Origin of the sequence: Pseudoalteromonas sp. ECSMB14103 (assembly GCF_000813065.1) — a bacterium.
In the GTDB taxonomy this organism is placed as follows: Bacteria; Pseudomonadota; Gammaproteobacteria; order Enterobacterales; family Alteromonadaceae; genus Pseudoalteromonas; species Pseudoalteromonas marina.
On sequence record NZ_JWGY01000003.1, the window covers coordinates 392,547 to 413,937 of the forward strand.

23 protein-coding genes are annotated in these 21,391 nt (G+C 38.2%); 3 read left to right on the forward strand and 20 right to left on the reverse strand.

From position 1 onward, the window contains the following. Nucleotides 1-92 precede the first annotated feature (92 nt). Nucleotides 93-980 (forward strand): LysR family transcriptional regulator, encoded by an 888-nt coding sequence (locus RF53_RS09540; RefSeq protein ID WP_008127930.1) that lies wholly within the window; start codon nucleotides 93-95, stop codon nucleotides 978-980. 58 nt (nucleotides 981-1,038) lie between these two features. Beyond that, complete coding sequence (locus RF53_RS09545) at nucleotides 1,039-2,076, forward strand: metal-dependent hydrolase (protein WP_039037449.1); 1,038 nt, start codon at nucleotides 1,039-1,041, stop codon at nucleotides 2,074-2,076. Here RF53_RS09545 and RF53_RS09550 read toward each other — a convergent pair. The 5 genes from RF53_RS09550 to RF53_RS09570 form a co-directional block, all read right to left on the reverse strand. Next, on the reverse strand, nucleotides 2,073-2,993 hold the full coding sequence (locus RF53_RS09550) for a diguanylate cyclase (RefSeq protein WP_039037450.1): 921 nt from the start codon (nucleotides 2,991-2,993) through the stop codon (nucleotides 2,073-2,075). The two genes, RF53_RS09545 and RF53_RS09550, sit on opposite strands and share 4 nt — an antisense overlap. Before the next feature lie 2 nt (nucleotides 2,994-2,995). Beyond that, complete coding sequence (locus RF53_RS09555; RefSeq protein WP_039037451.1) at nucleotides 2,996-3,805, reverse strand: alpha/beta fold hydrolase; 810 nt, start codon at nucleotides 3,803-3,805, stop codon at nucleotides 2,996-2,998. 153 nt (nucleotides 3,806-3,958) lie between these two features. Further along, nucleotides 3,959-4,225, reverse strand: coding sequence for a hypothetical protein (locus RF53_RS09560; RefSeq protein WP_006791740.1), 267 nt, complete (start codon nucleotides 4,223-4,225; stop codon nucleotides 3,959-3,961). 314 nt (nucleotides 4,226-4,539) lie between these two features. Beyond that, complete coding sequence (locus RF53_RS09565; protein WP_008127939.1) at nucleotides 4,540-4,926, reverse strand: OsmC family protein; 387 nt, start codon at nucleotides 4,924-4,926, stop codon at nucleotides 4,540-4,542. 9 nt (nucleotides 4,927-4,935) lie between these two features. Beyond that, a complete protein-coding gene (locus RF53_RS09570; protein WP_039037452.1) occupies nucleotides 4,936-5,325 on the reverse strand; it encodes a cytochrome b562 in 390 nt (129 codons plus the stop codon). Between the two features lie 694 nt (nucleotides 5,326-6,019). Here RF53_RS09570 and RF53_RS09575 point away from each other — a divergent pair. Next, nucleotides 6,020-8,863: a TonB-dependent receptor domain-containing protein gene (locus RF53_RS09575; RefSeq protein ID WP_039037453.1), complete on the forward strand. Its 2,844-nt coding sequence runs from the start codon at nucleotides 6,020-6,022 to the stop codon at nucleotides 8,861-8,863. A 45-nt stretch (nucleotides 8,864-8,908) separates the two neighbouring features. On the opposite strand, the gene RF53_RS09580 is transcribed toward RF53_RS09575, so the two are convergent. From RF53_RS09580 to RF53_RS09640, 15 genes are all read right to left on the reverse strand, one after another. Then, nucleotides 8,909-10,687, reverse strand: coding sequence for a sugar phosphorylase (locus tag RF53_RS09580; RefSeq protein WP_039037454.1), 1,779 nt, complete (start codon nucleotides 10,685-10,687; stop codon nucleotides 8,909-8,911). A gap of 40 nt (nucleotides 10,688-10,727) precedes the next feature. Then, nucleotides 10,728-11,948 carry a hypothetical protein gene (locus RF53_RS09585; RefSeq protein WP_006791735.1) on the reverse strand — a complete coding sequence of 407 codons (1,221 nt, stop codon included), beginning with the start codon at nucleotides 11,946-11,948 and terminating at the stop codon, nucleotides 10,728-10,730. After that, nucleotides 11,941-13,686 carry an HAD-IIB family hydrolase gene (locus tag RF53_RS09590; protein ID WP_039037455.1) on the reverse strand — a complete coding sequence of 582 codons (1,746 nt, stop codon included), beginning with the start codon at nucleotides 13,684-13,686 and terminating at the stop codon, nucleotides 11,941-11,943. Before RF53_RS09590 ends, RF53_RS09585 begins: the two co-directional genes overlap by 8 nt. 144 nt (nucleotides 13,687-13,830) lie before the next feature. Then, entirely contained in the window at nucleotides 13,831-15,069 is a 1,239-nt protein-coding gene (locus RF53_RS09595; RefSeq protein ID WP_039037456.1) for a uracil-xanthine permease family protein, read from the reverse strand. A 138-nt stretch (nucleotides 15,070-15,207) separates the two neighbouring features. Further along, nucleotides 15,208-15,837 carry a uracil phosphoribosyltransferase gene (upp, locus tag RF53_RS09600; RefSeq protein ID WP_006791732.1) on the reverse strand — a complete coding sequence of 210 codons (630 nt, stop codon included), beginning with the start codon at nucleotides 15,835-15,837 and terminating at the stop codon, nucleotides 15,208-15,210. A gap of 142 nt (nucleotides 15,838-15,979) precedes the next feature. Next, nucleotides 15,980-16,936, reverse strand: a complete 957-nt coding sequence (locus RF53_RS09605; RefSeq protein ID WP_039037457.1) for a kinase — start codon at nucleotides 16,934-16,936, stop codon at nucleotides 15,980-15,982. 121 nt (nucleotides 16,937-17,057) lie between these two features. Next, nucleotides 17,058-17,480 (reverse strand): DUF4174 domain-containing protein, encoded by a 423-nt coding sequence (locus tag RF53_RS09610; protein WP_039037458.1) that lies wholly within the window; start codon nucleotides 17,478-17,480, stop codon nucleotides 17,058-17,060. 211 nt (nucleotides 17,481-17,691) lie between these two features. Further along, a complete protein-coding gene (locus RF53_RS19420) occupies nucleotides 17,692-17,868 on the reverse strand; it encodes a hypothetical protein (protein WP_160289067.1) in 177 nt (58 codons plus the stop codon). Nucleotides 17,869-17,955: 87 nt separating this feature from the next. Next, nucleotides 17,956-18,765: an alpha/beta fold hydrolase gene (locus RF53_RS09615; protein ID WP_039037459.1), complete on the reverse strand. Its 810-nt coding sequence runs from the start codon at nucleotides 18,763-18,765 to the stop codon at nucleotides 17,956-17,958. A gap of 119 nt (nucleotides 18,766-18,884) precedes the next feature. Further along, nucleotides 18,885-19,457 (reverse strand): hypothetical protein, encoded by a 573-nt coding sequence (locus RF53_RS09620; RefSeq protein ID WP_152607098.1) that lies wholly within the window; start codon nucleotides 19,455-19,457, stop codon nucleotides 18,885-18,887. Nucleotides 19,458-19,607: 150 nt separating this feature from the next. Then, nucleotides 19,608-19,949 carry a hypothetical protein gene (locus RF53_RS09625; protein WP_039037461.1) on the reverse strand — a complete coding sequence of 114 codons (342 nt, stop codon included), beginning with the start codon at nucleotides 19,947-19,949 and terminating at the stop codon, nucleotides 19,608-19,610. Between the two features lie 121 nt (nucleotides 19,950-20,070). Then, entirely contained in the window at nucleotides 20,071-20,361 is a 291-nt protein-coding gene (locus RF53_RS09630; RefSeq protein WP_039037462.1) for a hypothetical protein, read from the reverse strand. Nucleotides 20,362-20,470: 109 nt separating this feature from the next. Then, the gene (locus tag RF53_RS09635; RefSeq protein WP_039037463.1) at nucleotides 20,471-20,761 is read right to left on the reverse strand and encodes a hypothetical protein; all 291 of its coding nucleotides are present in this window, start codon (nucleotides 20,759-20,761) and stop codon (nucleotides 20,471-20,473) included. Nucleotides 20,762-20,779: 18 nt separating this feature from the next. After that, a complete protein-coding gene (locus RF53_RS19425; RefSeq protein WP_160289068.1) occupies nucleotides 20,780-20,920 on the reverse strand; it encodes a hypothetical protein in 141 nt (46 codons plus the stop codon). 98 nt (nucleotides 20,921-21,018) lie between these two features. Then, nucleotides 21,019-21,324 (reverse strand): hypothetical protein, encoded by a 306-nt coding sequence (locus tag RF53_RS09640; protein ID WP_039037464.1) that lies wholly within the window; start codon nucleotides 21,322-21,324, stop codon nucleotides 21,019-21,021. Nucleotides 21,325-21,391: the final 67 nt, after the last annotated feature.

Sequence of the window (21,391 nt, forward strand, 5' to 3'; positions counted from 1 at the left end):
AAGACTTACAGTTTGACTAAAAATGTGTTTGCAAAAAATAGCATTAGTGACAAAATACTTTTGTAATAAATGCAAAAGTAAGGTGCTAAAATATGGCTCAGCATGCAAAAACCGAAGACTTAGAAATGTTTTTAACGGTAGTAGATAGCGGGAGTTTTTCAGCAGCCGCGAACTTGCTTAATCAGCAAGTAGCAAAAGTGTCGCGTGCCGTGTCTCGTCTTGAAAATACGCTACAGTGTACGTTACTAAACAGGACCACCCGCCGATTAGAGCTAACCGAAGAGGGCCATACCTTTATTAAATATGCTCGTGATGGCTTAAACACCTTACAAACCGGCGAAGAGGCAATCAAACTATTAAAACAGTCGCCCAGTGGAAAGTTACGTATTGATGCAGCAAGCCCTTTTGTACTGCACCAATTGGTACCTTTGATTGCTGAGTTTAATATGCAGTACCCCCACATTACGCTTGATATTACCTCTCACGACAGCATTATTGATTTACTAGAGCATAAAACTGACCTAGCCATACGTATTGGTGATTTAAAAGATTCAAACCTGTATGCAAAAAAGTTGGGGGCCAGTAAATTGCATTTGGTCGCAAGCCCTGAGTATTTGAAAAACGCACCTGAACTTACTCAAGCAAGCGATTTGGGCCAACATAAACTTATCGGCTTTACCGACTCACCCGCGCTCAATAACTGGCCTCTTAACATTCCCTCAAAGCTTTCGTTTGAAATCACAGCAAGCAGCGGCGAAACAATTAGACAACTATGTATAGCAAACCAAGGCATTGCTTTACTCTCGCATTTTATGATTGGAAACGATTTAAAAGCTGGTAGGTTAGTCAATGTTTTACCAAATAGTATTAAAACACCAAACCACCGAGAAGATATACAAGCCGTTTATTACAAAAACAGTGCGGTGTCGTCTCGCATTGTTGCATTTTTAGATTTTATAAAACCAAAGCTTGCATTATAAGTGGCCTTTTTACGCTTTTAATCAGTATAAACAGACTTATAATTAATAAAGGATTGATATGGACTCGTTAACACAGGTTGCTTTGGGTAGTGCTGTTGGCTACGCCGTGCTAGGCAATAAAATTGGTCGTAAAGCGGTATTTTGGGGTGCAGCGCTTGGCACCTTGCCCGACTTAGATGTTTTTTTACCTTATGGCGGCCCTGTAGAGTCATTTACTTATCATCGCGGTTTTAGCCATTCCTTCTTTATCCATTTATTAATAAGCCCACTTATCGTATGGCTTATATTAAAATTACACTCTGGCATGCAAACTTACAAAGTGAGATGGTTTTGGTTAGTGTTTTTGTGCTTATCAACCCACGCATTGCTAGATAGTTTTACCGTATATGGCACCCAATTAATGTGGCCGTTTACTGAGCACCCTTTTGCGTTATCAAATATGTTTATAATTGATCCCCTTTATACACTTCCATTATTGCTAGGAGTCGTGTGTACGTTACTTCCTAAAGTATCATCAAACACCGCCTACAAAATTAATAGTATTGCGCTTGGATTAAGCTCACTTTATTTATGTACGTCTTTTGCATTGAAAGTCATGATTGATGGCAAAGTAAAAACGGCGCTAAACAACAAAAACATTACGTATGAGAAGTATATAAGCACACCAGCGCCACTTACTACCTTGCTTTGGCGAGTCGTTGTTATGTCTGACGATCATTACTATGAAGGCTATGCCTCTGTATTTGATGAACCCGACGAGGTAACACTTAGTGCATATCCTACAAATCCCTCGCTATTAAATAACATTAAAAATGAATGGGGTGTAAAACGCTTGCAATGGTTTACAAAAGGGTTCTATTCAGTAAGAGAGCAGCAAAACAAAGTGATTTTGTCAGACTTGCGCATGGGAATGGAATGTCAGTATGTGTTTAATTTTCAAGTAGGTGAAATAAATTCTGAGGGACTCACAGCCAGTAATTTTGACAAAATAAGTCAACGTCCAAGCTTCAATGATATGGATAAAATATGGGATAGAATTTGGCAACCCAGCAATTCACTCCTCAACAATACATGCAACAACGATACTAATCATTAAATAGTGTTATCGTCCCCAAACAGCTGAGTTCTATTTTTACCAAGCGATTTTGCTTGGTAAACAGCGTTGTCTGCTTGTGTAAATAAATCTATAAATGTGTTTATTGTATTACTTATGGTCATACCTATACTCACAGTCACAGGCTTACTATCGACTAATATGTCCGCAATAATGGCATGCAATCTATTACAAAATAGTAAGGCCCCTTTTTTATCTGTGTCTGGTAGCATGATTAAAAATTCTTCACCACCATAGCGGGAAATTAAATCGGTTTGTCGTCCAAAACTTTTTAGTGCTTGCCCAAGCTCTTTTAAAACACGATCGCCTTCTAAGTGGCCAAAAGTATCATTAATTAATTTAAAATTATCTATATCTATAACAAGCAAGGCTACAGACTGCTTTGATCTTAACGATTGTTCTAACAGTAAAGTACTGCGGTAATTCATTTCTCTTCTGTTTAACAAATTAGTTAGCTCATCAGTAGAAGCTAATGACTTTAACTCTTCAGCCTGCTCTTCTAATTTTTCTCGCGTTTTTATTAGCTCATCATAAAGTTGATCCTGCTTTGATGAATTAAAAAGGCTCCAAAACACCGTCCCCTCTTCATTTATTTGAGCATTAATGGTCATGGGGGTTTTTATCCCTTGTCCATTAAAAATAATTAGCTGCATTTCTTCGGATGTTTTTTCGTGAAGCAAAGTAGGAATAAGATAACTTTGAAAAAATATTCTTGATGATTTGGTCAAAATTTTATTTATATTTTGACCCACTAATTCATCACTTTTCCAATAAAGATGCTCTTCAAAATAGCTATTTACATAAATAATCGTATTTTTAGAATCTGTGATCAAGGCACCACTGAGAAAACAGTCAGCTGAATAAGATGCTTTTTTGTTTTCTGTTTTAATGAATTTCACGCTTATTGCTTTACGTAATCAATAATATATTGACTTACAATCTCTGGATGAGTCATTTGCAAGCAATGGCCTTGTGCACTTATAACAATGAGTGAACTCGATTGTATTTCCTTTTCAATGTACTGGCCAACAGAAACATCAGCGAGTGCATCATCTTCGCTTTGTAAAATGAGTGTAGGTTGTATAATTTTTGTGAGTAAAAAACGATAGTCAGAAAAAAAGGTCGCCTCTGCAAAATTTTTGGCTATTACAGGATCTGTTGAACAAAAACTACCTGAAAGCTCGCCAATCAACTCAGCTGAGTTAGTATTACCTATAACCAGTGGTGCTAAATAGTCAGCCCAACCAATATAATTTTTATCCATTAAGCTTAACAATTCTTGTAGGTCTTCTTTGTCGAACCCGCCTTGGTAATCTGGCGGAAAATTTAAGAAGCAAGGAGAAGGACACACCATAATTAATTTACTAATTAAATCAGGCCTTTCAACTGCCGCAAGCGCGCCTATCATTCCACTTACCGAATGGCCAACAAATACGACATCCGATAAATTTAACTCTGTGCACACCTCGATTACATCTAAGACATAACCTTCTAGTTTTTTGTATCGTTGTTTGTTGTATTGAGATATGTCTGAATTACCTGAACCCACATAATCAAACAGTACAATTTTAAACTGCTTTTCTAAATAAGGAGTCAAAAAACGCCACATGTTTTGGTCACATCCAAATCCATGTCCAAATAGCAATGTTTTAGAGCCGCTACCAATTACCTTTACATTGTTTCTCGCTTTTATCGATTCTGAATTTAGCACTTTAAAGCACGCCTTTATCTGTAATATAAGTAATGTTATCGACAAAATGTTAAAAGCTAACTTGTATTAACTCTTACTCAAATTAACCGCCGTATAATCTTTATCAATAAATCTTAGTACACAACCAATACAAGCTATTAATTAAATAAAGATTTAATTTTGATGTTCGTATTGGCCTCTATATACCTCAAATACTTTTAAAACAGTATGTTGGTCTTTTGATAGATTATCGTACCAGTCATCAAATAGTTCATCATTTTCTTGCTCGCTCAACGCCATATAATGAGCTAGTAGCTCAATAATGTCGTTATTATCGCAGCCAAGATGATTAACTTGCTGTGCTAAGGCACTATGGTCGCGCTCTCTTAAGGTCTCCATTACCCCTTGATCTATTTGTTCTTGTTGTATTGCGTCGCTCATAAAATACCTCAGTACCTACTGTAAATATGGTTTAACTATTTTTATTGTTGTGTTTATAGTTATAACAGCCTAAACATGAATAGCCAGTATTTTTGAACTAAGTGATTACTTTTTGATTTATTTGTTTAAATAGCCATCAGGAGTGTTTATAAAAGCATCACATATTGAAAAGCCAATAAAAAATACACCAAATTACAACTCGTAATTGTTGTGTTTATAGCTATCTAAAAACGTCGTATTTTAGGGTAAGCGGCAAGGCAAGGGTATTAAAATGAAAGAGGTAACTCGTTAAAGTTACCTACATATTGGTGGATTTATTTTACAACAACAGAAAACTCAGGCACAGCTTGAATTACTTTTTTAACAGTACATGTATTTACTGCCGCAATTAATGCTTTTTTATACTTTTGAGGAAAACCATCAGGCAAATTAATTTCGATTGAAAATAACTTTTTACCATTTTCATCTACATTTTCGTTGTTTTGTGTAAGTGTCATACCTTCTGTAGAAATGTCACGTTGCTCACAAAATTTTCGCGCATAAAACCCTGCACACAAAACCATACTCACTAAAAAGTAGTCAAATGGTTCTGGGTGCTCTGCACCACCACCAGCCGAAATACTCTGATCGCTAATGACTTCCAAATCACCAAATTTAGCACTTTGCTTTTGGCCTTCTAATAATGAAACCGAAATTTCCATAACTATTCCTTACTTTCCAAACAATAATTCAAAAAAGCCTGGTGGCTCATGTAGTTTATGATATTTTTTTCGTAAATCATCAATGCGTTTAAGCGGTACTTTAGCAGCAGTAAGCCCTTGCTGATTAGCCGCTTGTTTAGCAAGCCTTGCTTGTGTAAGCACTTTATCAAGCCCCTTAACCGACTGTTCGGGCTTCTTGTAAAACTTTGCCGTTTTGCTTACTTCAACCAGCTTAATAAATTCATCAATTGCGGTATTAAACTCTGTTAACTGGCTAGCTTGTACCGCTTTTTTATAAGCAAGCCCTGTGTTTTTCATGTTTAATTCTAGATCAATAGTCTCGCTAGCATAACTGAGCGAGCTAAATAAAATGACAATAATGAGGTAAGTGTATTTCATGAAAAACCCTAAAAAAACTGATAATACAAATTGTATCAAGTAAACAGAATAAAGTAACGAATCAGCAATCACTCTTTATATGCTGTAAAGGGGGTTTACAACTTATTATTGGTAATTGTCAGCATTAAGTTAAAATCAAATAACTACCTATCTTACTAACATTGAATATATCTAGATCAACAAATGAATAACGACACATTTAATAAAGATGATGAAATTTACTCAATTTAAACATTTATTTTAATAACACCATTGAACGCCCCGCTCGCTAAATCAGCAAAAATATACATTTAAGTAACTTAATAGCACAATTAACAAACACACCTGTTAATTACATCTGCAATTTAACTATCACTTTGACGAGTCAAATAAACAGCAAATAGATCAAAAATACCGCGCCAATTTTAATATTAATAACTCAATGTAAACAACGTGGCCAAAAAAGGTAAACAACCAAGAAAAACCCTATCTTATTGTCATCATAATTTAAACAAAAGTAACAACTTAAAACACTATATAATAAAATTAATTTCAAACCTTAATGCAACAATATAGAGGCTTTCAGAGGGTTTAATCTTATTTACGAGCGTGTAATAATCGTTAGTTCTTTAGCCAAATGTGATGACAATGTTGCTCTTTAACTATGCCAATTTTGTTAAGCATTTTTTCATAACAAACACCCATTAGGGAACTCATGAAACATTATTCTTTAATTTCCAACAGCATTAAATGTGCACTACTAACCGCTGCTGCAACAGCGAGTAGCACAATATTAGCTCAAGATGAGCAAGTAGCAAAAAAAATAGAACGCGTTGAAGTAACAGGCTCACGCATATTACGTGAAGGCGCAATTGCACCGGCACCCGTAACCGTAATCAGTGGCGATCAACTTGTAAATAGTGGCGCTGTTAATATTGGTGAGGCATTAAATAACCTTCCTGCACTGGGTAGCACTTATTCAATGGCTAACTCTGGTCGTTTTATAGGTACTGCAGGTTTAAACATCCTTGATTTACGTAATATGGGAACAGACCGCACACTTGTACTTGTAAACGGTAAACGTCACGTATCAAGCTCTGCGGGCTCTCAATCAGTTGACACTAATACAATTCCAAGCGTATGGATTGAACGTGTTGAAATTATTACTGGTGGCGCCTCTGCTGTATATGGTGCTGACGCCGTAACGGGTGTAGTTAACTTTATTTTAAAAGATAATATTGAAGGTTTAGATGTAAGCCTAACCCGTGGCTTTGCCGACCTAAATAGCTATAACAACAAAAAAGCGACTTTTTCATACGGTTCAAACTTTAATGATGATCGTGGTAATGCAGCTTTTGCAGTAGAGTATTCTTCACAAGAGTCGTTAAATGCTTTAGACCACCCTTGGACTAGCACATCGTTCAGAAGCCTACGTAATCAGGCGCAAACCGATGAAAACAAAGACAGCGCAGACTTTCCAGACAAAATACTAACACCTAACGCTGGTTACTACGCGATCAACAACGCAGGTGTTTATGCATTAGAAAATGGTTACACAAATAGCTTCAACCCTGATAGTACCGCTCGCGATTTATACATTGGTGACAATGTTGACGGCCTTTCATGTGCTAACTGTGACTTTTTTAACCTAGGTCAGTTTGAAGAAATTCAACCTGAGTTTGAACGTTACAACGTAAACTTTAAAGTTAACTACGATGTGACTGATGATTTAAATGCTTACTTCGACGCTAAATATGTAAATAGCCAAGGCGAAAGCATAGGCCAACCTGCGTTTTTCTTTTTTGACAGCGACAACAGCATTAAGCTAGATAACCCATACCTAGACCCAAGCATTAAAGCGCTTATGGAAGAAGAAGGTGTTGAGTCAATCATGGTTAACCGCATGATGACTGACTTGGGCCGCCGCGTTGAAAACAACACCCGTGAAACAACCCGTTTTGTTACAGGCTTACAAGGCACTGTATTTGAAGATTGGGAACTAGATACATCAATCGTATACGGTAAAACAGAATTAGAGCGCGAAAATGGCGCTAACATGATTTTAGCAAACTACTTTAATGCGCTTGATGCCATTGAAGATGCAAATGGTAATATTGTGTGTCGTAGCGCAGAGGCGCAAGCTGATGGCTGTGTACCTGTTAATATTATGGGCTTTGGCGCACCAAGCCAACAAGCCATTGATTACATAAACACAGTGTCTATTGGCGACTCCACCATTGAGCAAACTGTTGTATCAGCTTCGCTTGCAAACGGCGCTATTTTTGAGCTACCAGCCGGTTATGTAGGTATTGCTTTTGGCGCAGAGTATCGTAAAGAAGAAAGCGAAACGAACGAGCCAGATAACGCAGAAGGTACATTTTTTAACGCACTAGGCGAAGATAAAGGCTCGTTTAACGTGCGTGAAGTATTTTTTGAAGCTTCAATGCCTATCTTAACTGATTTACCGCTTATTCAAGACTTAGTGTTTGATACCGCAGTACGCCATGCCGATTACAGTACGATTGGCGAAGCAACTAGCTGGAAACTAGGCCTTGATTGGACAGTAAACGACGAGCTACGCGTGCGTGTAACGCAATCTGCTGCCCTTAGAGCGCCTAATATTGGTGAAGTTTTTGGCGCACCTAGCCAAACTTTCTATAGTGTTGACGATCCATGTCGTGCTGAAAACCTAAATGACTTGTCAAACAGTACGACCCGCCGCGCTAACTGTGCCGCATTAGGTGTAGCAAATGATTTTAACTCAGACTACGATTCAGCGTCTTTAAATGGCTTAACAAGCGGTAACCGTGACGTAAAAGGTGAAGAGTCAACAAGTACAACGGTAGGTATTGTTTACCAACCAGAGTTTATTGACAACGCAGTATTAACTATCGATTACTGGGAAATTGAACTTGAAGATGCCATTGATACAATCAGCGCGCAAGATATTCTTGACCGCTGTGTAGACAGCACTACTGGCATCAACAACCAGTACTGTAATTTAATTACGCGCGATGCAAACAGCGAAATTTCGTTAATCCAAAACTCTGTATTAAACGTGGCGGGTCAAAAAGCATCAGGTGTTGATTTCGAACTAGGCTACGATTTTGAAGCCCTAGAAGGTAGCTTTAAAACACGTTTAATTGGTACTTACTTAATTGAACGAAAAGACTACCCTTTCCAAGATGATCCAAGCAACTTTATTGAAGCAGCAGGTACTTCTGGCGAAGCTAAATGGCAAGCAAATCTATCTGTAAGCTACTCAATTGACCGCTTTTTCAGCACTGTTGAAACACGCTTTATTGACGAAGTAGACCTTTATACAAATGTTGAACTTGCTCAAAACTCAAACCCTAATAGCAACATGAGCTACGGTAAATACTTTATTACCGATATGACTGTAGGTTACAGCTTCGATAGCGGTGTTGGCGTTAAAGTAGGTGTAGATAACCTATTTAACCGTGAACTACCATACGGTACACGCGGTACAGGCGCCGGTAGCGCAAGCTACGATAACATTGGCCGCTTTGGTTATGTAAGCTTTTCTTACAAGCTTTAATTTAAAGTGAATAATAGGCCAGGCAACGCTTGCCCGGCCTATTTATTATTTTATATTACTTAGCCAAACACATTGATACGGTTCAAGTTCAATTGTTAACTGCCCTTCCTCTATTGTTTTTCCTGACACTAAGTCAAACCACTGCTGAGTATTAATTAAATTTAAGTCAGCTAATAAAAGTGTTTGCGGTTTATCGCTAATATTAAATACACAAAAAATACTTTGTCTGCGGTCTATACTCTGGCGCCAAAAGCCAAATAATCCACCAGAAAGATGTAACGTAAACTGAGTGGCATTAGGATGAAATGCACGTTGTTTTTTACGCACACCTAATAAGTTTTTAATTGAAGTAAACACTTTGTGATGATGGCTGTATTTTTCGCCAATTGCGGCTAACAGTTTTGATTCTTGCCAACGATGGCGATTAATTGCCCTGTTGTGTTGCGAGTTTTCAAAACGCTCATAATCATTGGTTGTGGCAAGTAAACTATGAATATATAAGCCAGGTATCCCCTCAAGCGCGAACATAATGGCATGCGCGCACATAAAACGCTCAAAGCCAAATTTGTCAGGCCCATTATGTGTTCCTTGCATTGCATCAAATAACGCAATATTTAACTCATATGGTGTATGGGTGCCATCATTACTGGTTCGCATTGAAACGCGACCACCAAATTGCATGGTTGTACTGACCAGCGACGCCACTTCAGTTGGCTGCAATAATCCCTCAATTGGACGAAGCCCTATACCATCATGAGACGCAATAAAATTAAAGTATGCGGTACCGTTTTGCGCAGGTGGCATGCTCATCATCCAATGCTTGAGTGCCGAACTATCACCACTTAATAAGGTATGCAGTAGTAATGGAGGTAAAGCAAAGTTATAAATAGCATGCGCTTCATTGGCATTACCAAAATACGACAGGTTTTCTTGGTTTGGTATGTTTGTCTCAGTGATGATCACCACACTTGGCTCAACATGTTCAATAAGTGTGCGCATTAGCCTAACGGCTTCGTGGGTTTGTGGCAGGTTAATACAACTTGTATTAAGTTGTTTCCACAAAAACGCCACTGCATCGAGCCTAAAAAGCCTCACACCGTTATCTAAATAATGACGAATAATGCCTACAAACTCTTTCAAAACCTCCGGGTTTGCAAAATCAAAGTCAACTTGATCATGGCTAAACGTACACCATACATGCTTTTCACCACTGGGAGTTTTTACTGTATTGAGTAAAGACGATGTGCGCGGACGAACAACTTGGCTTAAATCATCGCTTAAGCTTGCAGTTTTAAAGTAATCTTTGCCGGGGTGTAAATCATTTAAAAAATTTTCAAACCAAACGCTTCGGCTTGAGCAATGGTTAATAACTAAATCAGCCATTAGCTTTACATCTTTAGCAATGCGTTTTATGTCTTCCCAATCACCTAACGACTCGTTGACTTGCACGTAGTTCATCACCGCAAACCCCTCGTCAGAGCTATACGGGTAAAAAGGTAAAATATGCAGGGCGTTAATTTGCATATCGCACTGCTCTTTTATAAATCGATGCAAGGTTTTTAGTGGTGCTTCGATTGGGTTTGCTACCGCAAACTCAGTGTCGTCGTGCTTTATAATCGAATCACCATAAGCAATCAGTACAATATCTTGCTCATCCCATCGGTTAGTGTGTGGAGTTGGGTCGCGAAGTGGACTGTCACCTAAAATAATTTTAATGAGTTGCTGTGCAAACTCTGCTATCGATATAGGCAGCTCAACATCTTGGTAAATAATGTGTAGGTGCTGCTCTACTCGCTGTAAAAATAATTTATTCACTGTACTCACACGCGACTCCTTTAACCGTTTTTATATTTATTTTTTTAACTTAACTGTATTCTTCGTTATCGAGCTCTACCGCCTCTTTTAAACGTTCAAATACATCAGGCATAGCCGATACCACTCGGTTCCAACTTGGCACAAATGGCGCTTCCATTGGGTTATCTAAAAAGTGTTGGCCTGCTTCCATAATGTTTTGTGCAAACATTTCTACGGCTTTTTCTTCTTGGTGAACATCCAGTGTTAGTCCGTTCATTAATGCATCATTGTGGTAGGTTTCAATAAAATCTAAGCCAATTCGGTAGTACGTTGCTTTTAATGAACGAATAGTTTCGCTAGTAAATGTCACCCCTTGGGTAGCGAGTTTTCTAAATAATGCCTTCGTAATATCAATCGACATTTTAGACAAACCGGCACTTTGATCGTCAAGCGACAACGCTTGATGTTTGTGATCGTAGTTATCGGCAATATCTACTTGGCATAAACGGTTATGCGAATAGTTTCGATACATTTCACTCAATACGCCTATTTCAAGCCCCCAGTCACTTGGAATACGAATATCGTTTAATACGTCGCGCCTAAACGAAAACTCACCCGCTAATGGGTACCTAAACGAATCCATATATTCAAGGTAGTCTGTATTACCTAAAATGGTTTTAAATGAGCGCAACAAAGGTGTGACTAATAAACGCGATACGCGCCCATTAATTTTGCCGTTGGCTGTACGCGGGTAAAATCCTTTACAAAACTCGTAGTTAAAACGAGGGTGTGCAACCGGATAAATAAGACGTGCAAGTAAGCTTCTGTCATAGGTTAAAATATCGCAGTCATGAAGCGCTATAGACTCAACCTCGGCGGTTGCAAGCTTATAACCCATGCAATACCAAACGTTACGCCCTTTACCCAGCTCTCTTGGTGCAACGCCTAATTCTTGAAGCTCTTTATCAAGTGCTTGCAAACGTGGGCCGTCGTTCCACAACACTTTGTGATTTTGGTTTAACTCTTTAAAAAAACCAAGTGCATGGCGGTATTGCTGCTCATCGGCTCTATCTAAGCCAATTGTTATTTGCGACAAGTACGGCACTTCTCTTAACTCTTTTATTATATTTTGTAGTGCAGGACCTTCTAGCTCACTAAATAAAGAAGGAAGAATTAGTCCCATAGGGCGTTGTTTACTAAAGCTTATTAGCTCTTCTTCTAGTGCTTCAATCGGTCTATCTGCAATATTGTGTAAAGTCGTGATAATGCCATTTTGATAAAAATCAGCCATGTGATTTTTGCTCCTCAATAGTATTTAAAATGCTGCTAATGCTTGGCAATGTTGTTATTTCTTCAACCCAGCCCTGCGGCGCGGGCGATTGAGAATAACGTGCCTTGTTATGCGATAATTTAACCGGCTTTTTACTGCTTGGGTTATTGATGATGATGGCGATATCAGCGTGTTCTAACATCTGCTTATCGTTGTCGCTATCACCTAGGGCTATTACTGTGAGAGGCTTTCTAAAATGTTGAGCAAATTGTTTAACTAACCACTGCTGCGCAGCGCTTTTGTCGGTGTTTTTAGCAATATGAATAAATCGGCCACCTATCTTTATTTCGTAGCCAAGTGCTGTTACGTCATTTACAAAGGTATCGAGTAATTCATCACTGCCATACCAGTACAAAGGATCGGAGTAATCGCGTGTTTGAGCGCGCCTAGCTTGCGCATTGTTTAATCCGGTAAGCTCGCTTATTTGCTCGCTGCTTAACTCACTAAATAATTTATAGTGTGCTTTATATTGTGCATCTAATGAGTCTAAATCACTTAACAAGCTTGATAGCGGAGACGCTAAGGCGTAACACCAATAACCTGCCACTTCTTTACAGCCTATTGGCTTAAGCTCAAAATAGTTTTGCGGTATAAATACTGCTGCGCCATTTTCAACAATAAAAGGTTGCTGAATGTTTAACTCGTTTTTTATTTCAACCACTTCGCAAAATGTTTTGCTGGTATTAAATACCACAGGAATGTGTGCGCTTTGCAACTGCTGAAGTAGCTCGCTTACATTGCTTGTGTTGTAATCTGTATGGTCGAGTAAAGTACCGTCTAAGTCAGTAAAAATAATAGGCTTTAAGGTATCATCACTTGTTAAGTGCATGCTTACTATGTCTCGATTGCTATCAAGCTCAATGAGTGCGTTTGCTTTGCGACTCAATGTATTTAAGTTTTCGCGGGTTATACGCTCAAAATGAGAAATAAAATAAACTAACTGCTCGTCTGTCATCGTGCCTGTACCAACACCACTTTTAGCTATTAGCTTTTGTTCTTGCTCTTTTCGCCACGTAAAAACATCTGAAAAGCTAGGCGCTTTAAGCATAATTTTATAATCTATTTTATTAAAAATAGATTTATATTCGTTTGCTAAGCAGCTATTTATACAACGACGCCACACACCTTCTTTATCATTTAATTGTTCTAATTCATTCAGTGGCTCGCTTAGTGAAAATAGCGGCTGTGGCTCGCTTCCTACACACCACCCTTCTAAAAACACAATATCAACAGGCGCTAAATTTTTAACCCAATCTTGCTCTGCAACGCAGTCGTCTTGGTGTTTGTTAAAACGTGGTAATGCTACGCCCACCTCGCCAGCTAATAACTGAGTAATTGTTTTATTCATCAGGTCGGTATCGTGTGTACCGGGTACGCCACGTGTTACAAATAAAGGATGTACGTCTTGAGCTAGTTGCTTACGGCTTTCTTTACCTAGATAAAAATCGTCGATTGATAAAGCGACCGTATTTAACGACGTATTGTTGCTAAACCACGTGACTAAAAAGTCTGCAAGGGTTGTTTTGCCGGAGCCTTGGCAACCATTAATGCCAACAAAAAGAGGAGTTGATGATTTTTTTGATTCGAGAATGTCATGCGCAAGAGGTACAAAGTACTGCTCACTTAAATATTGATACTTTAAAGGCAGTTGATGCTTTGCTAAAAACGGGGTTATATCCACAATATTGGCCTCTGACATAGTAACTCCTTAAATACATAGTGTTCAGAGTACTAAATGCAGGGACTAGACCAACATTATTTTTATAACCTTTTTAATAGGTTATAAAAAAGGCGCGTTTAAAACGCGCCAAATTGGTGCAAATATTTTAACTAATGTTCAAAGTTAAGCAGCGGTTTGCTCTACTTTGGGGAGTACTAAATTAAGCAATATACCTAAAACGGCACACAAGCTAACGCCCTCTAAACTAAATTGACTGCTACCTATGTGCATACCGCCAATGCCACACACTAAAATAAGGGCAACAATACTTAAGTTACGAGGCGCTGTTAAATCGTCACCCGACTTAACCAACGTATTGAGTCCAACGACCGCAATCGAACCAAATAATAAAATCATAATACCGCCCATCACAGGCACCGGTATGGTTTGTAACCCAGCCCCCATTTTTGCAATAAATGCCAGAGCAATAGCAATAATAGCGGTCCACAGCATTACTTTTGGATTAAAGTTTTTAGTTAACATTACCGCGCCAGTCACCTCTGAATACGTCGTGTTTGGCGGGCCTCCAAATAACGACGCCGCAGATGTTGCTAATCCATCACCAAACAAAGTACGGTGCAGACCTGGCTTTTTTAAAAAGTCTTTTTTAGTCACTTGGCTTATAGCCATCATATCGCCTATATGCTCAATAGCTGGCGCAATGGCCACAGGCACCATAAACAAAATAGCCTGCCATTTAAACTCTGGCAGTGTAAAGTTTGGAATAGCAAACCAATGTGCATTACTTACCGCATCAAACTGTACTACCCCCAACGCAAGCGATAAACCATAGCCCGATATTACGCCTGCCAATATAGGAATTAACTTAAATACTCCTTTACCCCACACGGCAAAAATAAGCGTTACCACAAGTGAAAACATGGAAATTAAAATAGCACTGTTGTAATCAATAAGCTGAACGCTGCCATCACCTGTTTTACCCATTGCCATATTAACTGCAACAGGCGCAAGCGCTAAACCTATCACCATAATAACGGGGCCAACAACAACCGGTGGTAAAATTTTATGAAGAGTCGCCACACCTTTAAATTTAACTAACAAACCTAACAACATATAAGCAACGCCAGCGGCCATTAACCCGCCCATCGTAGCGGGTACGCCCCACATTTGTACACCTGCAATAATGGGTGCTATAAACGCGAACGAAGAGGCTAAAAATATTGGTACCTGCCCTTTAGTCACTAATTGAAATAGTAATGTGCCAACACCTGCAGTAAATAGCGCCACACTAGGATCGAGTCCCGTTAATAACGGCACCAATACCAATGCACCAAATGCAACAAATAGCATTTGTGCGCCGGTTAAAATTGTTTTAATTGAAAACGTTGCGTTACTTTTCACTACACACTCCTAAATTTAAACATTGCTTTTTACAGTTATAAAGTAATAAACAAACACGAAAAAGGCCTTCCTCAGAAAGCCTCTTTAATGATTGCATTGCCCATAACGCGAAACACAATTAACGCTAATTAATGACGACTACACCGTACCAAATATTTTATCACCCGCATCACCTAAACCAGGCACTATATATCCTTTCTCGTTTAAGTGGCTGTCTACCGCTGCGGTAAATATTTCTACATCAGGGTGAGCTGCTAACGTTTTTTCTACCCCTTCAGGGGCTGCAACTAACACTATAACTTTGATTTCTTTACAGCCCGCTTTTTTTAACATGTCTATTGTGGCAATCATCGAGCCACCTGTTGCAAGCATCGGGTCAATAACCAAGCTAAGACGTTGTTCAATGTTACCAACCAACTTCTCAAAATAAGGAATTGGCTCAAGCGTTTCTTCGTTGCGTTGAAGGCCAACTACACTCACTTTAGCCGCAGGCAACAACTGCATAACACCATCCATCATACCTAAACCTGCACGTAAGATAGGCACCACTGTAATTTTTTTGCCTTTAATATGCTGTACGTTAAGTTTGTTACCGTCCCAACTGGTTATTTCATTGTCTTCAAGGGGAATATTTTTCGTTGCTTCGTACGTTAATAATGTGCCGACTTCTGAGCACAGCTCACGAAAGCTTTTAGTGCTAATGCCGAAAGCGCGCATTAAACCTAATTTATGTTGAACAAGTGGATGAGTAATAACGTGAATAGCCATGATGAAAACCTACTTAGACAATAATTAGCGATATTTTATATTAAAAATGACCATTTGACCTGTAGTTTTAAACCAATTCTCATACATTGTGCGCAAATATATGTGTTTGTTTGATATTTATGCACAACACAATTGTAAAAGTTCAGCTGTTGGTTTCAAACCAACTCACAACTTGGTCATGCATATAACTATTTATTTTGTAATGCTCTGGGCTCCAGCCGGCTAAAAAGCGATAAAAATCAGCCCAAGCAGCAGGCCACAACGCCTTCCATTCCTTTATTACCGCTTGAGCAGGTATATTAGGTTGATACTGAGTGAGTGCATGTTCTAACTCATAAAAATAATAGGTAAGTTCGCTTGTTGCATGAGCATGTAATTCTTCACAGCTATAGCAGCTCGTCATAAAATACATAACATCGACTATACCAACGCCAGCGCCTGTGTACTGAAAGTCGTAACCACGTATCTCATTATTTAAGTTAACGGCAAAGTTTGCCAGTTTAGCATCGCCATGTAGTAACGTTTTATACTTAGGGTGTTCTAACTGGTAAGCTAATTTTTTAGCAACTACTTTTATATCAAACTGATTATTAGGGTTTGATACAAGCGCGTTAAATTCATCTGGCCGGGTATTTAAATGCCAATAACACCCTTGCTCCCACAAATCATCATGTTGCTTATTTAAATTAAACGCATGAAAGTGAGCAAGCCACTTTAATATTGGCTTTATATGCAACGAGCTGGCTTGCGTAAACCCAAACTGAGTAAAATTTTTAAACACCAGCGCATACTCATCGCCACAATTAATAGCACTCACACATTCAATACTGTTTGCTGTTTTAGGTAAATGCTGGCTGTAATGCTTATAAAAGTTATATTCAACATTATAAGACTGCTGCTTTCTTTTTAATGCAAATTCGCTTTGCTTAATTTTTGGATGGTTTATATGATTGGGTATTCTAATCGCCTTTATAACACAAGGCACATTATCAAGCCTGCACTCAATAATACTGCCACACCCGCTCCAAAGCGAGGTAAGTGTTGCACCTATTTTAATGTGTTTAAAGTGAGGCTGTAATAAGGAAAGGTAAAATGCCATAGCTGTATCAAGTAATTAATTTTTTGTAGTTTAGCATTAGACGGTATTATTAGTGAAAGTACTTAATTAAACCCAATGCTTTAACAAGCCCACAGCTTTTATTTTTAAATGGCACCCATTTTTAATTTTTTAGTTGTACTTCTCGCTGTCGCATGTACATGGCATCTATAATCGAAAAAAGTGCTTTAACATCAACAGTGCTTCCTTGATATTTAATGCCCCCATCTTTTCCTACTAAAGTAACGGTATTGTTTTTTAGTTGATATTGCTGCCTAACATTTAACATGAACGACTCGGATAACCGACCAGAATAGTTAGTTAAAGCCTCACTTTCTTTCAAAATAAACCAAACTATGTGTCGATCATTAATCCCTTCTGAGCTGTTTTTCATTAGGCTTAATGCGTGCTCAGTATCTGTAGGTTTATTTAATATAATCAGGCGATTTTCCCATCGTAAACTGGATAAGTCATTCAATGGAATACTTTCACTAGCATTCGAAAACACGCTGAATACGAGTAATAGAAGGTATTTGAGATATTTCATAACATAGCCTAAAAATAGAGTTTATAAGTAAAATACGTTCTATTTGGCTTTGCGGTTTTGCTTATTTTACTTTTTAGCGTTTATTGCTGTAGAGTATTTGTATGGGTACCGTTGTTGTTTTTGTTTTAACCCGCTTAAAGTGCAAAATTTATAATAAGTGTCTTGTTAATCTTTCCCATAGTCACTTGTTAGCAGTTTATGCTACCAGCCTCTAAGCTGTTATTTTTAATAAAAACAAACTTAACCCACCAAATAATGTTATAAAAAACACCAACATGATTATTAACGTTTTAGATTCACCTAGAGATTGCATTAACCCCATTTCAGAAGGTAATACTTGCTCAGGTAAACTTGGATATTTAATTTTATTATTTTGCTTTCTATCCATAATACAAACCCCATACAAGACTAATATTACTAACACTTCGCTTAAGCGGCGAAAATGCTCTTTATTTTTGTTCGTTTTAAGCGTTTGTTATACACCTTCCACCAATTTCAAGACAGACTTAATTGCTTTAAAAGTGAATTCGGGATCTTGAATTGGCAAATTATGACCTACTTTGTCTGTGACAATATGAGTTGATATTGAGTTATTTGAAATAAGTTCTTGGTGTAGTGCTCTCCAAGCAATTTTTCCTTTCTCACTGTGTCCAATCCACCAATCCGATTCCCCTATTTGAGACGAGGTGACTATTACGGTTGGAACGTTATGAGTAGGTTGTGAAGGGAAAAGTACGTTATTAGTGTAGATATCCTGTAGAATTTGCCATTCAGGTTGATTTTTTAATATCGAATTAAGTCTGGCATTGTCATTTTTGGCCTTTTCTGGGTCAATTGCTTCGAGCTCTTTTTGAAAAAGCTCATGACTAGGATCTAGTAAGACCAAACCGGAAACTCTATCCACAAAATTGTGAGCAAAGTTTCTTGCATGAAAACCACCAAATGAGTGACCAACAAGTATTAAATTATCTTGTACATTTAGCTGAAACAGAAGTTTTTCTAAGCGCACTAAAGAGCGTTCTAAACTGACTTTAGATGAAGCACTAGATGAGCCATTTCCAGCGCGTGAGTAAATGATTACTCTAGAATTTAGTCTATCAGCAAATGGTAAAAAAGAGTCCCAATAGTTGACGCCCATGCCAACACCCGACTCAAAAACAAAAGTGTACTTTCCCTTCCCAAAGTCCAAATATTCAATTGAAACTTCGTCCACCTGAATTTGTTTGGTTTGTCCAAGAGCAGAAAATGAAATTGAAAAAATCAGAGCTACAATATATCGAAACAACCGCTTAATTCTCCGTAGTGTATAACGCCCGCATAAGTGGCGCAAAACGCTCGGCTATACTAAGCGAAGAATGAGCGCAGCCAAGCTTTTTGCGTCCACCCTTAATGCGTTTGTTATGCTTACAACACCCTGAAAGATTCCACCCATTGGCTATAACTATCTGTATTTTCGTCTAATTTAGTAATCGGCTTGGGGGTTTCCAAAGGTAACACTTTTGAAATAAACGCAATTCTATTTTTATATAGTTTAATGGTGCATATCCACGTGCTAGCCACGGTTTGATAAGTCCCCTTAGCTAAGAATTTGTGAGAGTTAGAATCAGGAAAATTTCGTTGCTCTATGACATTGAACTCGCCAGTAGAGCGAAACCTATTTTGAGAGTGTTCATTTACAATGTCGGGAAGAACTTTTTGAAATTGTTCAGTTGTAATTTCTTTTGGCAGTGTAACCCACTCAATAGTGTGTAATCCTTGAGGAGTCCAGTAACCTGAACCAATGAAAAAGTCGACGAATAATTGATTGGGATAAACAGTATCTTTGGCATTTGGATGAACCAACGCGGGTAAATCTACGATAAATTCGTTATTTGGGGATGTATATGTTTCATTTTTAAAGTCCATCCTTCCTGAAACATTTAACGTAGAACATGACATCAAGAATAAAGCCAAACCAAGTATTGCCGTAATTCTCAAAATTAACTCCTGTAAGCATAACGCTCGCATAAGCGGCAAATTGACAATGGGTTAAACTTATTGAGCGCCAGCGACAATAACCCATTGTTAATTGTCCGAGCGAGTTTACGAGCCTTAATGCACTTGTTATGTGCTCTTATGCACCGTGGTTTAGTCAGAAAATAGATCCATATTTGAATTCACGTAATCCATAATATTATCGTATTTGGAGTCATCCATTTTTCCTGCGACAACGTAACAATATAGGTACGATGCAACATAATTAAATTTATATCGTTTAATTGAGTCAGGGTCAAAAGAACAGTCTTGTTCAATCTGCTTGTCGTTTACATCGCACATTTCTTGGAGCAGCGAGCCATTATTCGATTTTTGTTTTTCTGAATAAAATAAAGGTGCCAATTTATATAGATTTTCTTTAGGAATCTCACCACTTTTAAGTGCTTCCATTGCTTTAGAAAGGGAATCCTCTGATTCTATAAGCCACTTTTTCATATATCACCTAAACTAATGCACATAACTCTTTGCTAAGGCGCAAAAAATAGTTGGTTATAATTAACGACACAGGAGCAAAACCAACTGTTTTTTGTCCTGCTGAATTGACTTGTTATGTGGCTTAATCACCTTGATTGTTAAAGTCCCACATATTTAGTTTTACACCATGAACAAAATCATCAATGATAACAAAGTGAATTTTCTCACCTGCACCTTCATACATGTACGCAAACTTACATTCGCCAGAATATTCTGAGTCAAATTTTAGGTGATCGATTGGTAGTGACTTACCAGTTAGGTACTTCACAACCTTTGAATGAGCATATTCTTGGTCAAAACTACAAGTGTCAGCAACAAACCAAGAATAAAAGAACCAAGCAACGAATAGTGCAACTAATCCTTTTTTAAGCACCCAACCTCCAAAGACACATAACGCCTTACTAATGGGCGCATAAATGCTTGGCTAAAATTAGCGACGAAGGAGCGCAAGCCAAGCGTTTTGCGTCCTTTTGAGTAACTTGTTAGCTTTCATACTGCTTCAAAAAAGCCAACATCTCCATTTTTATTTCTACAGGATTTCCGTAAATACCATCATTGGCAACATCTAGCGAGTCCCAAAAGCTCATCATCTGATTTTCGGCTTGTTCATCTGGTATGAAGATGTTTGGTTCAAAAGCCATCTCATAAATTTTCTGTGATACTTTCTCGTAGGTAGTAGTGTTGTTTTCTAATGCTTTTACGAAAATCGAAAATGCCTTTTTTGCGACTAATTTCGAGTCAGTTGATAATCCAAATTCTTGGAGCGCTAACACGGCATCATTAGTATTTTTTTAAACCGATACATCAAATAATCGGATATCGGGTTCATCGGCTTTTAAGATCAATGAATCCGCCCACTCTGTGACGTTATTTATTTTTAAAGCCCCACATTCTAAGGCTAATATCATTGCATAAATTTCGACGATGTTCATTTGAAAGCTAACGCCCCTATTAAACGGCACAGACTTGCTGGCTAAACTGGGAACGAAGTGACTCCAGCCAGCGAGTATGTGTCCGGTTGAATGGATTGTTAGGTTTCACTTAAACCTCTAAATTCAATTAACTTCTTTACTCGCTCTTCTTTCATGCGACACAGAGTATTCTCCAATTCTATATCTGAACCAAAACTAGCAACTCCCGACGAAACGCCACTAAAAATTTGAAAAATACTCCCAAGGACTCCTAACTCGCCTTCCTTATCATCATAAAGTGGCTGTCCAGCTGATTTTAGGCGTTGATACAACTCTATTGCTCTATCTGGATATGCTTCATCATCAATTGATGCCCATGCCTCATGAAGCTCATTGATGGTGTAAATCGAAAAATCAATACTCATAAATACCCGTGGAACCTAACGCCCTAATAATGGGCAAAAAATTGTTGGCTGAAATGTTGAGGAACGA

Coding starts and splice junctions, on each gene's coding strand:
- RF53_RS09640 (WP_039037464.1), bottom strand. CDS start 21,324: ATGAGTATTGATTTTTCGATTTACACCATCAATGAGCTTCATGAGGCA.
- RF53_RS09575 (WP_039037453.1), top strand. CDS start 6,020: ATGAAACATTATTCTTTAATTTCCAACAGCATTAAATGTGCACTACTA.
- RF53_RS09605 (WP_039037457.1), bottom strand. CDS start 16,936: ATGGCATTTTACCTTTCCTTATTACAGCCTCACTTTAAACACATTAAA.
- RF53_RS09565 (WP_008127939.1), bottom strand. CDS start 4,926: ATGGAAATTTCGGTTTCATTATTAGAAGGCCAAAAGCAAAGTGCTAAA.
- RF53_RS19425 (WP_160289068.1), bottom strand. CDS start 20,920: ATGAACATCGTCGAAATTTATGCAATGATATTAGCCTTAGAATGTGGG.
- RF53_RS09540 (WP_008127930.1), top strand. CDS start 93: ATGGCTCAGCATGCAAAAACCGAAGACTTAGAAATGTTTTTAACGGTA.
- upp (WP_006791732.1), bottom strand. CDS start 15,837: ATGGCTATTCACGTTATTACTCATCCACTTGTTCAACATAAATTAGGT.
- RF53_RS09585 (WP_006791735.1), bottom strand. CDS start 11,948: ATGGCTGATTTTTATCAAAATGGCATTATCACGACTTTACACAATATT.
- RF53_RS09545 (WP_039037449.1), top strand. CDS start 1,039: ATGGACTCGTTAACACAGGTTGCTTTGGGTAGTGCTGTTGGCTACGCC.
- RF53_RS09610 (WP_039037458.1), bottom strand. CDS start 17,480: ATGAAATATCTCAAATACCTTCTATTACTCGTATTCAGCGTGTTTTCG.
- RF53_RS09570 (WP_039037452.1), bottom strand. CDS start 5,325: ATGAAATACACTTACCTCATTATTGTCATTTTATTTAGCTCGCTCAGT.
- RF53_RS09625 (WP_039037461.1), bottom strand. CDS start 19,949: ATGAAAAAGTGGCTTATAGAATCAGAGGATTCCCTTTCTAAAGCAATG.
- RF53_RS09560 (WP_006791740.1), bottom strand. CDS start 4,225: ATGAGCGACGCAATACAACAAGAACAAATAGATCAAGGGGTAATGGAG.
- RF53_RS09590 (WP_039037455.1), bottom strand. CDS start 13,686: ATGTCAGAGGCCAATATTGTGGATATAACCCCGTTTTTAGCAAAGCAT.
- RF53_RS19420 (WP_160289067.1), bottom strand. CDS start 17,868: ATGGATAGAAAGCAAAATAATAAAATTAAATATCCAAGTTTACCTGAG.